At 61.0% G+C, this 15,551-nt stretch carries 14 protein-coding genes; 6 read left to right on the forward strand and 8 right to left on the reverse strand.

Annotated features, from left to right (window positions below; all coding sequences use genetic code 11):
* From IK083_00360 to IK083_00395, 8 genes are all read right to left on the reverse strand, one after another.
* The coding region (locus tag IK083_00360) for an extracellular solute-binding protein (protein MBR4748010.1) at positions 1-549 on the reverse strand (549 nt) is incomplete at its 3' end.
* Positions 549-1,412 carry a carbohydrate ABC transporter permease gene (locus IK083_00365; protein MBR4748011.1) on the reverse strand — a complete coding sequence of 288 codons (864 nt, stop codon included), beginning with the start codon at positions 1,410-1,412 and terminating at the stop codon, positions 549-551. The genes IK083_00360 and IK083_00365, both read right to left, overlap by 1 nt.
* A complete protein-coding gene (locus tag IK083_00370) occupies positions 1,413-2,297 on the reverse strand; it encodes a sugar ABC transporter permease (GenBank protein ID MBR4748012.1) in 885 nt (294 codons plus the stop codon).
* 10 nt (positions 2,298-2,307) lie between these two features.
* Positions 2,308-3,069 (reverse strand): carbohydrate-binding family 9-like protein, encoded by a 762-nt coding sequence (locus IK083_00375; protein ID MBR4748013.1) that lies wholly within the window; start codon positions 3,067-3,069, stop codon positions 2,308-2,310.
* 9 nt (positions 3,070-3,078) lie between these two features.
* Positions 3,079-3,759, reverse strand: coding sequence for a carbohydrate-binding family 9-like protein (locus IK083_00380; protein MBR4748014.1), 681 nt, complete (start codon positions 3,757-3,759; stop codon positions 3,079-3,081).
* Between the two features lie 120 nt (positions 3,760-3,879).
* Positions 3,880-4,320 carry a DUF805 domain-containing protein gene (locus tag IK083_00385; GenBank protein MBR4748015.1) on the reverse strand — a complete coding sequence of 147 codons (441 nt, stop codon included), beginning with the start codon at positions 4,318-4,320 and terminating at the stop codon, positions 3,880-3,882.
* 80 nt (positions 4,321-4,400) lie between these two features.
* Positions 4,401-4,799 (reverse strand): DUF805 domain-containing protein, encoded by a 399-nt coding sequence (locus IK083_00390; GenBank protein ID MBR4748016.1) that lies wholly within the window; start codon positions 4,797-4,799, stop codon positions 4,401-4,403.
* Between the two features lie 64 nt (positions 4,800-4,863).
* Positions 4,864-5,334: a DUF805 domain-containing protein gene (locus IK083_00395; GenBank protein MBR4748017.1), complete on the reverse strand. Its 471-nt coding sequence runs from the start codon at positions 5,332-5,334 to the stop codon at positions 4,864-4,866.
* 137 nt (positions 5,335-5,471) lie between these two features.
* On the opposite strand from IK083_00395, the gene IK083_00400 reads away from it, so the two are divergent.
* The 6 genes from IK083_00400 (at position 5,472) to IK083_00425 (ending at position 15,049) form a co-directional block, all read left to right on the forward strand.
* Positions 5,472-6,872, forward strand: coding sequence for a hypothetical protein (locus IK083_00400; GenBank protein MBR4748018.1), 1,401 nt, complete (start codon positions 5,472-5,474; stop codon positions 6,870-6,872).
* Positions 6,869-8,227, forward strand: a complete 1,359-nt coding sequence (locus IK083_00405; protein ID MBR4748019.1) for a hypothetical protein — start codon at positions 6,869-6,871, stop codon at positions 8,225-8,227. Before IK083_00400 ends, IK083_00405 begins: the two co-directional genes overlap by 4 nt.
* A gap of 4 nt (positions 8,228-8,231) precedes the next feature.
* Positions 8,232-9,596, forward strand: a complete 1,365-nt coding sequence (locus IK083_00410; protein MBR4748020.1) for a hypothetical protein — start codon at positions 8,232-8,234, stop codon at positions 9,594-9,596.
* Positions 9,597-9,598: 2 nt separating this feature from the next.
* Positions 9,599-12,940, forward strand: a complete 3,342-nt coding sequence (locus IK083_00415) for a hypothetical protein (GenBank protein MBR4748021.1) — start codon at positions 9,599-9,601, stop codon at positions 12,938-12,940.
* A 72-nt stretch (positions 12,941-13,012) separates the two neighbouring features.
* Positions 13,013-14,203, forward strand: coding sequence for a metallophosphoesterase (locus IK083_00420; protein MBR4748022.1), 1,191 nt, complete (start codon positions 13,013-13,015; stop codon positions 14,201-14,203).
* A gap of 99 nt (positions 14,204-14,302) precedes the next feature.
* Positions 14,303-15,049: a prepilin-type N-terminal cleavage/methylation domain-containing protein gene (locus tag IK083_00425; GenBank protein ID MBR4748023.1), complete on the forward strand. Its 747-nt coding sequence runs from the start codon at positions 14,303-14,305 to the stop codon at positions 15,047-15,049.
* Positions 15,050-15,551 lie beyond the last annotated feature (502 nt).

Consider the following 15,551-nt stretch of genomic DNA (forward strand, 5'->3'; position numbering starts at 1 on the left):
CTCCAGGGTCTGGGGCACCTCGCCCGGCTTGTAGCCGTTAGCTTCCAATATCTCCGGGTGATAGAATATGCCCAGGAGGCCCATGGAGGTGGGTATGGCGTAGAGCTCGCCCTTGTAGCGGGCTATCTTGTTGGTGATGGGAAAGGCGTTCTTCTCAAAGAACTCCTTGTCTTCCTTGCTCATGACCTCTTCCATGGGGGTCAGGAGGCCGCTGTCCGCCCACTGGGGTATGACAGCCTCCCACTGGACCATGATGTCCGGGGGATTGCCGCCCGCCACGCTCATGAGCAGCTTTTGGTTGGCGCTGCTGGGCAGCGAGAGGGGCACCACCTCATATTTGTCCTGATAGGCGTTGAAGTATTCGCATATCATCTCCGCCTGCTTGGCGTAATCGCCGGTCCACTGATGCCAGAAATAGACTGTCTCCCTCTCGGGCATCTTGGCCAGCTTGGGGGCGGGGATGCACATAATGGCTATGACCGCCAGCGCCAGCAAACCGCCGAGTACGGCCTTTACCTTGTCCTTGCGGCTCATTTCGTTCCAATCCATCAGCTCTTACCTCCCGTAGTGGCGATGCCCTGCACAAAGGTCTTCTGGGCCAGGAAGAAGATGACTATGATGGGCAGGGTAAACACGCAGCTGGCTGCCATGAGCTCGGCCCATCTGCCTCCGTAGGAGGACATGAACTGCTGCAGGCCGTAGGCTATGGTGTATTTCATAGGGTTGTTGATATACAGTAGGGGCCCGAAGAAATCGTTCCAGGACCCTATGAACTGAAACAGGGCCACCGTAGCCAGGGCGGGCTTGGCCAGGGGAAGTATCACCCGGCTGAATATGGTCCACTCAGAGGCGCCGTCCAGGCGGGCGGCCTCGGACAGCTCTTCGGGGATGGTCATAAAGAACTGCCTCAGCAGGAATATGAAAAAGGCTCCGCCGAAAAAGCTGGGCACTATGATGGGCAAAAAGGTGTCGTACCAGCCCAGATTTTTGAATATGACGAACACCGGTATCATGGTCACCTGCCCCGGCAGGGCCATGGTGGCCAGCATGGTGTAAAACAGGGCGTCCCTGCCGGCAAATTTCATGCGGGCAAAGCCGTAGGCCACCATGCTGCTGCTGAGCACCGCGCCTATGACGCAGAAAAAGCAGATGACGATGGTGTTCTTGATATACTGCAAAAAGGGCACGCTCTTCATGGACTGGGGATAATTATCCCACACCACCGGGTCGGGCACCAGATCCGAGACCCTGAAGCCTCTCTCTGCCTGGGCGGGGTCAAATATCTGGTCATCGCCCTTCAGGGAGGTGGACACCATATACACAAAGGGCATCATGAAGGGCAGGCAGAATACTATGAGAAATATGTACAGCAGCGCTTTTTGGAGCGGCGTTTTTTTGTTGATGATATCCATTTACTGACCTCCGTAATGCACCCAGGACTTCTGGAATTTGAACAGGAGGGCCGTGATGGCCACTATGATGATAAACAGTATCCAGGCCATGGCGGAAGCGTAGCCCATATCCAGATAGCGCCAGGCTCTGTTGAAGAGATACAGCGAATAGAACATGGTGCTGTCCTCGGGTCCGCCCTTGGTCATGATGAAGGCCTGGGTAAAATACTGGAAGGAGCCTATGACGCCCATGATCAGATTGAAGAATATCACGGGGCTGATGAGGGGCAGGGTGATGTGCCTGATCCTCTGCCACCAGTTGGCGCCGTCTATCACCGAGGCTTCGTACAGCTCGCCCGGCACGTCCTTCAGGCCGGCCAGATAGATGATCATGCTGCCGCCCACGCCCCACATGCCCATGAATATGAGGGAGCCGAAGGCGTAGCGGCTGTCGCCCAGCCAGTTGGCGCCCTCAATGCCAAAGCGGGCCAAAAAGGTGTTGATGAGGCCTATGTTCGGATTGAGGAGCCACATAAACACCACGCTGGTGGCCACCACCGGCACGATGGACGGGATGTAAAACAGGGTGCGGAAGACCTCGATGCCCTTGATGTTGTTGTTGAGTATGATGGCCAGAAACACGCCGAACACTATGCCCAGAGGCACGGCGATAAGGGCGTATTTGATGGTGATCCACAGGCTCTTCCAGAACACGGGGTCGTTGGTAAAGAGCTCCTGATAGTTCACCAGGCCTATCCACACCGGGCTGGACAGCACGTCGTAGCGGGTAAAGGACAGATAGATGCTGGAGATGAACGGGCCCACCGTAAACACCAGAAAGCCTATCAGCCAGGGCGCTATGAACAGATAGCCCGCCAGGTTTCTCTTGAATCTCAGTTTGTGCACACAATGCCTCCTATTCTGTGAATATCATATCGTTCCAATATTTCTGGTCGTGAAAGCTCACCACGGAGCCGGTCAGCAGCCCCGCCGCGGACAGCTCCTTCCCCTTGTCCGGCAGATACACGGAATAATCGTATCTGGCGGGCAAAAAGCGCCACACGTCCCCGGGGCGGGGAGGGGCCTTGCTCTCCAGGGCCTCAAAGGGGATGGCGCACTGGAGTATCCAGTATTCGTCCTCGTCAGAGGGGTCGTTGAGGGTGCCCTTTATCAGGACCTCGGTCCTGAGGCCCCGGCAGTCCCACCGGCTCCACCGGTGGTCCCCGCCGGCAAAGAGGGGGCGGGGCTGAAAGGAGTCATACACGGTCCCCAGGGCGTTGATCTCAAAATTGTAGTAGGCGTCGCTCCCCGGGTCCGTGTTGAAAAACAGCTCCAGAGCGTCGTCCTCATAGGTCCGGGCGTCCCTCTCTGTGTGGAAGGCGAATATATCCCGGTCCATAGCCTTCCAGCGCACGAAGAGATACCGGTCGCTCCACAGCAGCCGGGCGTCCGTGGCGCAGGAGGCGGGACCGTCGGTCCCCGCCAGATACCAGCGGGTGGGCTCCGCCTTTTTCCACAGGAGGGAGTCAAAGTCCGCGAGGTCCGGCTCCCGGTCTATGTGGCGGACCCGGTAAGGGCCCCCGTCCTTTTCCGCGGCGGACGCGCCGCCGCAGAGGAACAGAGCCAGGCACACGCCCAGGAGCAGCAGCGTGACGGCCGCCGGTCTCATTTTGCCCATGGAGTCCTCCTATCCCGTGAATATCATGTCGTTCCAGTAGCGGGAGTCGTGATAGCTCACGGGGGAGCACTTGATGACCCCCGTGGCCGACAGCTCCAGCCCGTCGCCGGGCAGATACACGGAATAATCGTAGCGGCACAGCATGAAACGCCACACGTCCCCTTCCTCCGGGACCGGCTTGCCTCCCAGCTCCAGCTCCTCAAAGGGGATGGCGCACTGCAGCAGCCAGTATTCGTCCTCGTCCGAGGGGTCGTTGAGGGTGCCCTTGACGTATATGGCCGTCCTGAGGCCCCGGCAGTTCCACCGGCTCCACCGGTGGTCCCCGCCGGCAAAGGAGCGACGGGGCTGATAGGAGTCATACACAGCGCCCAGGGCGTTGATCTCAAAGTTGTAATAGGCTTCCTTGGCGGGATCCGTCTTGAAAAACAGCTCCAGCACGTCGTCGTCGCAGGTGCGGGAATCCCTCTCGGTGTTGCAGGCAAATATGTCCCGGTCCCAGGCCTTCCAGCGGACGTAGAGATACCGGTCGCTCCACAGCAGGCCGGCCTCGGTGGCGCTGACGGGAGGGCGGTCCGTCCCGGCGGCGTACCAGCGGGTGGGCTCCGCCTTGTCCCACAGGGAACAGGCAAAATCCTCCACGTCTATGTCCTTGTCTATGCGGCGGACGGGATAAACAGGCGTATTACTCATATGGCACCCCGGCTATTTGATGTGTTTACGTATTCATCATAGCATATTTGCCGGGGCAAATCAAACGCCGGAGCAAAAAAAGCCGCCCGGCATCAGTCGGGCGGTCCATAGGCGCGCTTGTTACCCTGCGTCGGGAAGATCGCCGGGATCGGTGTCCAGCAGCGTCTCTTCCTTGGGGTCCGGGCCGTAATTGTTGGGGCCTTTGTCTCCGGCCTTGCACTCCAGGATCAGCAGCCAGATGCTGCCGATGATGGGGAGGATGGGGATCAGTATCCACCAGGCGCTCTTGCCGATGTCGTGGAGACGGCGCACCAGAACGCCCAGCCCCGGCAGCAGCAGCAGCAGGCCCAATATGGAGGACAGGATGCCCGGATCCGTCTCTGACGGCAGGTCTATCTGCAGCTTCAGGGCGCCGTCGATCAGGGATATCACGGTGGTCAGGATCCAGACTACCAGCTGATACTCCCAGAACTCGCGTCTTCTGGCCCTGCCGGAAAACCGGCAGTATTTTTTGGTGATGATCTCGGCAAAGTTGCCGATGCATTCGCTAGCAAAGCTCATTTTTCTCTCCTGTGTAATGCGATATTATACGCGTTTATTGTAGCATACCTGCAAAAAACTGTCAAGCAGCCATGCGCCCGCTATGCCTCCGCATCCGGTCCGCCGGCGGCAGGAGCGGCAAAGGCCTTGGGGTCCGGACCGAACCCGTTGGGACCTCTGTCCCCCTCCAGGCAGGCCAGCACCAGCAGCCATATGGCTCCGACGAAGGGAATCAGGACTATCAGCAGCCAATACCAGTCCCTGCCCGTGTCGTGGAGCCGGCGCACCGACAGGCCCAGCCCCGGCAGCAGCAGCGCCAGTCCCGACAGGGCGGACAGCGCTCCCGATTCGCCTATGCGGAGATGAAAGGCGTTGTCAATGACCTGCAGGATCAGGCCGATGATGAACTCTGCCAGCACATACAGCCAGTATTCCCTCCGGCGGGCCCGGCCGGAAAACAGGCAGTATTTTTTGGTGACGATCTCCACAAAGTTGGCCATGCATTCGTTCAGAAAGCTCATATCTTCCTCCTTTGTAAAATATGTATCGCAGACCCGCCGCCCGTCAGTCCCGGGGAGCCGGGCCATACTCGTTTTTTCCTTTGGTGCCGGGCAGGGCCAGCAGCGCGATGAGCAGCGCCAGGCCCGCGGCAAAGAGCAACATAAACACCGGCAGCAGCGGCTGCCTCAGAAAAGGACGATAAATTTCCAGCAGGATCCCCATGGCGGTCAGAAACCCGGGGACCACCGCCGCCAGCGCCCATTTGCCGCTTCTGCCCGTATCGTGGAGCCTGCGCACTGCGGCGCTGACCTGGCCCACCAGCAAAAAGAGCCCTATCACTATGGTGTTGATGCCCACGTGCAGTATGACGGTGTTGTTGGAGAGCCTGATATTGCTCCCGATGACAAAGTCTATGATCAGGGTCGCCAGGTTCAGGATAATGCAGATCAGCACAAAGCGCCAGAATTCGCTTCTGCCCGCCCTGCCCTCCAGCCGCAGGTAATCGGCGCTGAGGTATTCGTCAAAAAAGGTCATATGTGTCTCCCGGCGTATATGTTTTATTTATTATAGCACAGGGGGGGCAAAAAGTCAATTTTTTGCCCCGGGGGCCCTGTTTCCCTCCCGTGTATGTGCTATACTGAATATGACATTCACATCCGGAGGAAAACAGCTTGACCACAGTCCTTTTGCTTTTTCTGACTCTTCTGGCAGTCCCGGCGGCCTGCAAATGCCTTACCTTTTACGCCGGGGACCACGCCGCCTGCGACAGCAGCGTCATCCACGGAGGCGGCACCGACGACACCGCGGCCCTGCAGGGCCTTCTGGACAAGGCCCGGGACGGGGTGACCTCCGTAAGGCTCATCATGGACGGGGCCTCCCTCATCACGGGGCTCACGGTGTATTCCAACACCACCATAGAGTGCATCAATCCCTCCTGCGGCTTCTTTTTGGCGGACGGCAGCAACTGCCCTCTCCTGAAAAACGAATTCTTCGACAAGTGGTTTGACCACGAGCCCGCCAACCGGAATATCACCATATCCGGGGGCACCTGGAACCACAACGCCAGGGGGCAGGCGCACGACGTGCCCATCCCGCCCGAAAGGGAATACCCGCGGCAGGACCCCAGCGAGCCCACCCCCTGGTGGGTCATGGCCTTCATGTTCTGCGGGGTGGAAAACTTTGTCATGAAGGACGTCACCATCCGCAACCAGCGCACCTTTGCCATGGCCATGAAGAACTGGCGTTTCGTGAACATAGACAACGTGAACATCATCCTGGACGAATACATGCCCGCCAACAACCAGGACGGCCTCCACTTCCTGGGGCCGGGCCGGTTTCTCTCCCTGAAAAACATCACGGGCACCGCCGGGGACGACATCATAGCCCTGGGCCCCGACGAGATAGAGGGCGAGTGCTCCATCAGCGACGTGATGATAGACGGCCTGCACATGAACCATTCGGACCAGGGCATCCGCATGCTGTGCGGCCGCAAGGGCACTCTGGACCGGGTGCTCATCAAAAACGTCACCGGCACCTACCGGGGCTACGGCTTCATCATGAACCCCTGGTTTGACAGCGAGTCCGGGGGCTGCTACAAAAACATCATCATAGACACGGTGGACATACGGGCGGACGACCAATGCTACGACTACATGCCTCCCTTTATCTTCCGGCTGGGAGGGAACATGGAGCACATCACCTTCCGCAACGTCCACTATCACGGCAGCCTGCCCCAATACATAGCCGAGATAGGGGGCATGGGCTTCCGGCACGAGCCCCCCAACGCCCTGAACCGCACCCGCATACGGGATCTGGTGCTGGAGAACGTGTATATTTACGACGACCCGGCGGACCACAGCTATATCTGCTGCCAGGACAGGGTGGACGCCCTCACCCTGCGCAACTGGCGGGTGAACAACAAGGGCAGCCGGGGCTGCCTGCTGGAGCTCACGGACACGGCGTCGGTGGGCGAGCTGCGCATGGAAAGCATCATCACCCGGGGCCTGAAGACCCTGACGGACAGGCCCGACAGGATACAGAATATTCACAAAAGAGGAATCATCACCCTATGAACCACATCTATTACGCATCGGACTACGCGGCGCTGGACAGCCACGTGGAAAAGGGCGGCGGCACCGACGACACCGCGGCCCTGCAGGGCATTCTGGACAAGGCCCGGGACGGCAGGACCCCGGTCAAGCTCATCATGGACGGGGCCGCCCTCATCACGGGCCTGACCATCTGGTCCAATACCACCATTGAGTGCGTCAACCCCTCCTGCGGCTTCTTCCTGAAGGACGGCAGCGACCGGGCCCTTCTGAGGAACGGCAACGCCGACTTTTACTGCGCCCCGGAGGACCGGGACAGAAACATCACCATCTCCGGCGGCACCTGGAACCACAACGCCCGGGGCCAGCGGCACGACGTGCCCTGCCCGGACGACGAGCAGCACATCTATCAGCTGCAGGACAAGGAATACATGCCCACCAAGTGGGTGCTGGCCTTCGAGCTCTACGGAGTGGAAAACGTGACCATGAAGGATATGACCATCAGGAACCAGCGGACCTTTACCCTGCTGATGGCCAACTTCAAATTCGTCAACATTGACAACGTGAACATAGTCCTGGACGACTATATGAGCGCCAACAATCAGGACGGGCTCCACTTCTTCGGGCCGGGGCAGTTTCTCAACCTCCGCAACATCACCGGCACCTCCGGGGACGACTTCATAGCCATCGCTCCCGACGAAAGGGACGGCAAGTCCTCCATCACCGACGTGATGATAGACGGGGTGCACCTGAACAACGCCGACCAGGGCATCCGGCTGCTGTGCCGGGGCGAGGGCGAGCTGGACCGGGTGCTCATCAAAAACGTGACGGGCACCTTCCGGGGCTACGGCTTCATCATCAACCCCTGGTTCCCGGGGAACGGGGGCCACTACAGGAACATAGTCATAGACACGGTGGACCTCCACTGCCGGGATCTGGCCTACGACTATATGCGGGGCTTTGTGTTCAAGCTGGGGGGCAACATAGACAATCTGGTGCTGCGCAACGTTCACTATCACTCCGAGGTGCCCCTGTATCTCATAGACGCCGGCGGCCACTACATGAGGCCCCTGCCCTCCGACGGGGAAAACCCCACCCTCATAGACAATCTGGTGCTGGAGAACGTGTATATCTGCGGCGACAGGCAGAGCCACGACTACATACGCGTCAGGGACAGGGTGAACAGCCTGGTCATATCCAACGTGCAGCTGCAGGACTGCCACAACCCGTCGGGCGCCCTGATCAGGACCGGGGAAAACGGCTCCCTGGGCAGCCTGTATATAGACGGCTTCACCGGCGAAGGGCTGGGAGAGCTGTATCCGGAGGAGACGGCGGAGCAGGCGGAGTATATCGCCGAAAACGATATACAGGTGAAATAGCCCTATGAAAAACATCTATTACGCATCGGACTACGCGGTCCTGGACAGCCACGTGGAAAAGGGCGGCGGCACCGACGACACCGCGGCTCTGCAGAGCATTCTGGACAAGGCCCGGGACGGCAGGACCCCGGTCCGGCTGGTCATGGACGGGGCCGCCCTCATCACGGGCCTGGTCATATGGCCCAACACCACCATAGAGTGCATCAATCCCTCCTGCGGCTTCTTTCTGGCGGACGGCAGCAACCGGGCCCTTCTGAGGAACGGCGACCCGGACTTTTACGGCGAGAGGCGGGACAAAAACATCACCATCAGCGGGGGCACCTGGAACCACAACGCCCGGGGGCAGGAGCACCACATAGAGCTGCCCGGGGACCCCTATGAGGAGCACCTGAAGCGGAATCATTTCAGCTATCTGGTGACGGAGTGCAAGCACATATTCGCCTTTGAGTTCTACGGCGTGGAAAACGTGACCATGCGGGATATGACCGTCATGAACCAGCGGACCTACGTGATGCTCATGGCCAACTTCCGGTTCGTCACCATCGAAAACGTGAACGTGGTCCTGCGGGACTACATGAGCGCCAACAATCAGGACGGCTTTCATTTCTGGGGCCCGGGACAGTTTCTCACCCTGCGCAACCTGACGGGCACTGCCGGGGACGACTTCATAGCCCTGGCCCCCGACGAGGCCGACGGCAAGTCCTCCATCACCGACGTGATGATAGACGGGGTGCACCTGAACGACTCGGACCAGGGCATCCGGCTGCTGAGCCGGGGCGAGGGAGTATTGGACCGGGTGCTCATCAAAAACGTGACGGGCACCTACCGGGGCCTGGGCTTCATCATCAACCCCTGGTTCCCCGGCCCGGGAGGCCGTGTCAGGAACGTGGTCTTTGACACGGTGGAACTGCGGTGCATAGAGCCGGCCTACGACTACATAGACCCGTTTCTGTTCAAGCTGGGAGGCAATATAGAAAATCTGACCCTGCGGCACATACACTTTCACGCGGACGTGCCCGCCTGGCTCATTGACGCCGGGGGCCACTACATGAGGCGGATGCCCTCCGATGAGGAAAACCCCACCCTCATAGACAACCTGTCCCTGGAGAACGTGTATATCCACGGGGACCCCTTCACCCACGACTACGTCAGGATCAGGGACCGGGTCAACACCCTGACGGTGCGCAACGCGCTGATCACAGGCGGAGCGGACCGCAAGGGCGCCTTTATCACCGGCGCCGAAAAGGGCTCCGTGGGCAGCCTGATCATAGACGGCTTCACGGCGGAAGGCATGGAGACCCTGTGCTCCGACGACCTGGCCGAAGGAGCGGACGAAGTGACCGAGAGCCGGGTCAACGTCAGGAGCTGAGGATGCTGAGGCTTGCTCTGCTGCTGACTATCCTGTGCCTGGCCCTGTGCCGCTGCCTGACGGCCGGGGAAATGCGGTCGGTCATTCTGGACACGGGCCATTTTGACTGCAGCACGGTCATAGGCGAATACGGCGACGGCCGGGTGTTTTCCGAAGGCATAGACTTCCTGCTGGACCGGGAGCCCTCCGGGGCCGTCCTGCGGGCATACGTGTGGGCGGGCAGCCGGGCCCTCCGGAAGGACGGAGAGCCCGCGTCCCTGTGGGCGGAGGTCAACGGAGGCAGAGTGCCCTTTGACCTCGCGGGAGCGGAGAGAGACGCCCACGTGTGGATAGCCGCCCCCATCCCCGACGGGCTCCTGCATAAGGGCTCCAACAGGATAGAGCTGCAGTCCGACTGCCTGTCCCGGGGCAACCGCACCGCCGAAAGCATGGACATGCTGGGCAGCTGCAGAGGCCTGAACAGGGGCAGCTTTACCCGCATTTCCTCCCCGGACCCGTCCCCCGTCACAGACAGGAGCTGGTGCATCCGGGTGGAATACCCGGCGGAAGACCGGCAGGCCTCCCGGGTAAGGTCGGTGTATATAGACGCCCCGGAGGAAGCGGCGGCAGGCCGCGCGGTCCCCGCCCGGCTCATGGCCCGCCTGGCAGACGGCTCAGTCATAGAAGCGGGCCCCCTCTCCTGTCCGGAGGGAGGCAGCGTCTATCCCGACGGCAGCTTTGCGGCGGACAGCTCCGGGGAATACGTCCTCAGGGGCGAATACGGAGGCAGGACCGCCTCCCGGACCGTCAGGGTCCGGCGGCAGGCGCCTCCCTTCGTGGAGGCGCCGGACAGCCCCCGGCGGTTCCGGAACGTCTTCCCGGCAGGCAGCATAGACCTGACGGGCCTGTGGGACTTTCACAAGGGGGACGCCCCGGGCCTGGAAACGGATCTCGTCACCCCCTGGGAACAGATATACGTGCCCGGCGCCTGGCAGGCCCAGGGCTACGGCCCGGGCTTTCACGGGCCCGGCTGGTACAGGCGGGCGGTGCATATCCCCGCCGGGGACCGGCGGGTGCGGCTGCGTTTTGAAGGGGCCGCCACCCTGGCGCAGGTGTACGTGAACGGGCGCTTTGCCTTTGAGCACAGGGACAACTGGTCCCCCTTTGAGGGAGACGTCACTCATCTGGTGCGCCGGGACGACCTGAACTATATCACGGTGCGGGTGGAGGAGCAGTCCGGCTATTTCAGCGCCGGCTTCCCCTTTGAGGTGGCCATGCACTACGGCGGGCTGTGGCAGAGCGCCTCGGTGTATTTCACCGGGGGAGCCGCCATCACGGACCTGGCCGCCCGGCCTCAGCTGGGCGAGGAGCCGGGAGTGTGGGTGTCCCACGAGGAAGAAGGAGCCTCCGACAGGTGCGTGTTCACCGTGTCCTTCCGGGGCAAAAAGATAGGCGAGAGGACAGGGGACGGCTTTGTGCCCATTCCCTCCCCCCGGCTGTGGAGCCCCGAGAGCCCTTCCCTCTACACCCTCACCTGCCGGGCCGAAAAGGACGGCGCCGTGAGCCATGAGAAGACCATCCGCTTCGGCATGCGCAGCGCGGAGGTCAGGGACGGCAGGATATGCCTGAACGGCAGGCCCCTCTATCTCCGGGGCATCCTCCAGTGGGGGGTGTATCCCGGCCTCATGAGCGTGTGCCCCGACGACGACACGGTGCGCCGGGAGTTCCGGGAGCTGCGGGCGGCAGGCTTCAATATGGTGAAGATATGCCTGTTTGTCATGCCGGACAGCTACTATGACATAGCCGACGAGACCGGCATGCTCATCTGGCAGGAATACCCTGTGTGGAAGCACTTCCCCGTCAGCGGCAGCGACTATCCCGCGGAGGAATATCTGGCCCTCTACGAGGCCTGGGCCAAAAAGGACCGCAGCCATCCCTCGGTCATACTCAGGGACCTGGCCTGCGAGGCCCACGACCCCGACCCGGAATTTGCCTCCCGGGCCTTTGATCTGGTAAAGAGCCTCATTCCGGACTGCATACTGGAGGACAACTCCGCCTATTTCAGCAGCGGCAAGACGGACATATGGGACTGGCACATCTACGCCGAGCTGCCCCAGTATCCCGGGCTGCTCCGGGGCCACCTGGCCCCCAGGGTGCGCCGGGACCCCAAGCCCTACGTGACCGGCGAGGACATAGACTGCGACACCCTCAGAGACCCCGAGGCCCTGGAGCGCAGGCTGTCCGGCCCCGACGGCGCCGCCTGGTGGGTGAACACAGACACCCTGCGGGGCTTCAGGAACAGGATCAACGGCCTGCTGGGCGGGGATGTCTTCGGAGAGCTGGTGAGGCGGTCCAACCGGTTTTCACTCTTTGTCCGCAAGGCTACCGCCGAGCAGATGAGGAGCGTGGCGGAGACGGACGGCTACGTGATCACCGCCCTGCGGGACAACCGGCTGACCCGGCCCGGCTTTTACGACGACCTGGGGCAGCCCAAGTGGCGGGGGGACGAATGGACCCCCTTCAACGGCGACAACGTGCTGCTCCTCTCGGCAGACAGGGACAACCTGTGCTGGCAGACGGGAGAAGAGCTGCGGCTCTCCGTGGACCTGTCCCACTTCGGCAAGCCCCTGTCCGGCGCCTGGACCCTGACCCTCGCGGGCAAGGGGGGCGAGCCGGTCCGGACCTCCGGCGCCTTCCGGGGCGAGGGAGGCGGCATAGAGCCCGTGGGAGTCCTGACAGCCGCGGCGCCTCCCCTTGACAGGGCGGAAGCCTGGACCCTCACCGCCCGGATAGAAGCGGAGGGGGAAGCCCCCGTGGTGAACAGCTGGCGCATATTTCTGTTCCCCAAGGCGGAGCCGGTGGCAGGCGCGGTCCGCTACGGAGCCCCGGCCCTGGAGAAGCTGGTGCCCCGGGAATACACGGGGACGGAGGAGGGGCCCATCGTCACGGACCGGCTGGACTCAGTCACTGAGGAGGCCCTGGAGCAGGGCCGCGCGGTGATATACTTAGCCCCGGAGGAGGACGATGCCCTGCCCCGGCGCGAGGCTCTCTTCTGGAGGGAAAACGCCCACTTCGTTCAGGAAGGCGGGCTCATGGGGACCTTTCCCCTGGGGCCGGACCGGATACCGGAGCGCCAATTCATAGGCCTCACCACCTCCCGGCCCTTTGACGCCTCCGGAGACCCGGAAGCCCTGCCCGTGTGCTGGCAGTTCAACTGCCGGGAAGGCCTGGCCGCCGAGCTGTGCTCCGTGTACGAGACCCGGCGGGGCAAGGGGCGGCTCATAGCCTGCGCCCTGCACATAGACCCGGATTCCCTGCCCGGCGCCTACCTGCTGCGGCAGATGGCAGAAGCCGCCGGACAATGACCGAGAGGCCGCCGGCGAGACAAAACCGCCGGCTATCTGATATAATAGAATTGTAGATATATGGAGGAAAATATGAGAACATTCTTAATGCTTATGGCGCTGGCCCTGTGCCTGCTGCCCCTGACGGCCTTTGGCGCCGACATCAAGGCTGGCCCCCGGGTCATTTTTAAGATCGACAGCCCTTCCAAGAGCTATACGGCCGCCGAGAGGGCGCGGATCATTCAGGAAAACATAGACAAGGTGCTGCTGTCCCCGGAGGTGCCTCAGCTGAAGGCGGTGGAGCAGCCCGACAAGAGCATGGCCGTGTATGACGGCAGCTTCAAGATCGGCGACGTGCTGAAGGAAGACGCGGCCAAAAGCGGCCTGACCGTGGCCGAAGAGGCGGACAAGTGGATCAAGGCCATCAAGGCCGTGTACGGCGTGTATGCCAACAGGGACCGCAAGTTCATCCTGTCCAGCGATATACACAACTGCCACATCGACTGGTACGAGGTGCCCACCCAGACCCGTATGCTCTACTGGGTGAAGGCCATCACCATGGAGCAGAACAAGGGCAAGGCGGACGGCCTGTTTTTGCTGGGCGACTTTGCTCTGGACTACTGGTTCGCGGGGGGCTCCTACAACAAGGGCGTCAGCAACGTCACCGTGTTTTTCAACAAATACGTGAAGGCTCTGCCCAACGCCCTGCCCGTATATCCCGTGCCGGGCAACCACGAGCAATACACCAACGCGAAGTGGAAGGAGATCACCGGCTTTGACCGCCAGTACACCGTGAACATGGGCAACTGCCTCTTCATCATGCTGGACTCCTTCTCCGGCGAGCTGGGCCCCGACTATGACCACGACGGCAAATACGTGAATCTCGACGTGAGCTACATCAAGAGCATGCTGGCCAAATATCCCGCCAAATACGTCTTTTTGTGCTCCCACTGGTTCGACGCCAACGAATCGGAGGAATTCAAGAACCTGGTGGCCACCGAGCCCCGCATCATATGCATGTTCTGCGGCCACGACCACCAGTTCAGAGTGGAAGAACGGGGCGCCGAATGGGGCAACAAGCCCATCTTGCACACGGGCGAGTTTTCCTACGCCGGCGGCGTGGAGGACAAGGACAGCGTGTGCTGGGGCTACCGCGTGCTGACAGTGGCGGCGGACGGCACCGTGTCTTCCGAGTATATCTCTCCCGCCCACACGGTCCTGCCCGACGGCACCAGGCAATTCGTGCCCGAGAAGATATACGCCAAGTGGAGCGCCAAGTATTAGACTCGCCGTCGGGAACAAAACCTGCCGTAAAAGTATCTTATAAGTAAATACTTTGCATACATCGAGATACACCCGACGAACGCAATCAAGGAGAGCTACATGAAAAAAGGTTTTACCCTTATCGAACTGCTGGTGGTCATAGCCATTATCGCTATACTGGCCTCCATCCTTTTCCCTGTGTTCAACAACGCCATGGAAAAGGCGCGCCAGACCCAGTGTCTGAGCAATACCAAACAGATAGCCCTGGCCTTCACCATGTATGAAGGCGACTGGAACCAGTGCCTGCCCGTCATTTCCCGGGATGCCGTGACCGCCTATGGCGACGGCGGCGACTGCACCGAAGGCTACGACGGCCACTGGAGAGCCCCGGACCAGCGCTTTGTGGACTGGGCCAAGATCTACTCCTACAGAGCCCAGCTGAACGCCTACGCCAAGAACGGCAAGATATTCTTCTGCCCCAGCGACGGCTACGAAGCCGAAGAGAACGACTGCTGGGAAGTGGCCTGCAACATCACCAGCTACCACTACAAGCTGCAGTTTGCCGGCGCCTCCTTCTTCGGCTGGGGACCCAACGGCGCCGCGAAGCCCTACAAGGCCACCTTCTTTGACCGGCCCGCCCAGATAGTGGTGACCTATGAGACCTTCTCCAACCATGACAAGAAGGACCAGGGTATGGACTCCAGATACAACGTGACCTTCCTGGACGGACACGCCAGAAGCGCCGTGCTGAGAGAATTTGCCCCTCACGGCGACCCCCACTGGATGACCGGCTACGTGGACGGCAGCGGCAACTACGTGCAGGGCCCCGGCAACAGGACCGCCAAGGCCTACGACTGCGCAAACTAAACCCACAGACAAAAGACGGAGGCGCGCGCCTCCGTTTTTTTTGTCACCGTCATCCCGGCGGAAATGGCAACATATCAAACGCATCAGCGTTTGGCCATTTCCGGGAAGGGACCTCGGGCGGGACCCATTTGCCCTTACATTGCTCTGTCGCAGACAGAGAGGGCAAATGGGGAGGACCCGGCAAAAGCAGTGACGTGAAGCACGATCATCCCGGCGCGCTCTCTCCGCCGTCATCCCGCGCCATTGGCTCTGCCAAGGACGCTCAGAGATCCACGGGGGCACCGACAGCATTTATGCCGTTGGGGGGTCCGTACAAGGCGGAGAACCGCGAGCGATAGTCACGGACCAAGCGGGGTGACCCGGGGCATGGGCGGAAAATATTTCCGGGCCTGCTTGACAAGGGCCCCGGCGGTCTGATATAATAATATTGTAATTTATTACGCAAACCGTTGACGCGGAGATAAAGGCAGCCACGCCTCTACAGAGAGCCTGCGATGCTGAG

The sequence above is a fragment of the Abditibacteriota bacterium genome, assembly GCA_017552965.1.
GTDB lineage: Bacteria > Armatimonadota > UBA5829 > UBA5829 > UBA5829 > RGIG7931.

Bases quoted from the DNA above. Each gene is read 5' to 3' on its own strand.
- IK083_00365 (MBR4748011.1), bottom strand. From the start codon at position 1,412: ATGGATATCATCAACAAAAAAACGCCGCTCCAAAAAGCGCTGCTGTAC.
- IK083_00375 (MBR4748013.1), bottom strand. From the start codon at position 3,069: ATGGGCAAAATGAGACCGGCGGCCGTCACGCTGCTGCTCCTGGGCGTG.
- IK083_00380 (MBR4748014.1), bottom strand. From the start codon at position 3,759: ATGAGTAATACGCCTGTTTATCCCGTCCGCCGCATAGACAAGGACATA.
- IK083_00385 (MBR4748015.1), bottom strand. From the start codon at position 4,320: ATGAGCTTTGCTAGCGAATGCATCGGCAACTTTGCCGAGATCATCACC.
- IK083_00390 (MBR4748016.1), bottom strand. From the start codon at position 4,799: ATGGCCAACTTTGTGGAGATCGTCACCAAAAAATACTGCCTGTTTTCC.
- IK083_00395 (MBR4748017.1), bottom strand. From the start codon at position 5,334: ATGACCTTTTTTGACGAATACCTCAGCGCCGATTACCTGCGGCTGGAG.
- IK083_00405 (MBR4748019.1), top strand. From the start codon at position 6,869: ATGAACCACATCTATTACGCATCGGACTACGCGGCGCTGGACAGCCAC.
- IK083_00410 (MBR4748020.1), top strand. From the start codon at position 8,232: ATGAAAAACATCTATTACGCATCGGACTACGCGGTCCTGGACAGCCAC.
- IK083_00415 (MBR4748021.1), top strand. From the start codon at position 9,599: ATGCTGAGGCTTGCTCTGCTGCTGACTATCCTGTGCCTGGCCCTGTGC.
- IK083_00420 (MBR4748022.1), top strand. From the start codon at position 13,013: ATGAGAACATTCTTAATGCTTATGGCGCTGGCCCTGTGCCTGCTGCCC.
- IK083_00425 (MBR4748023.1), top strand. From the start codon at position 14,303: ATGAAAAAAGGTTTTACCCTTATCGAACTGCTGGTGGTCATAGCCATT.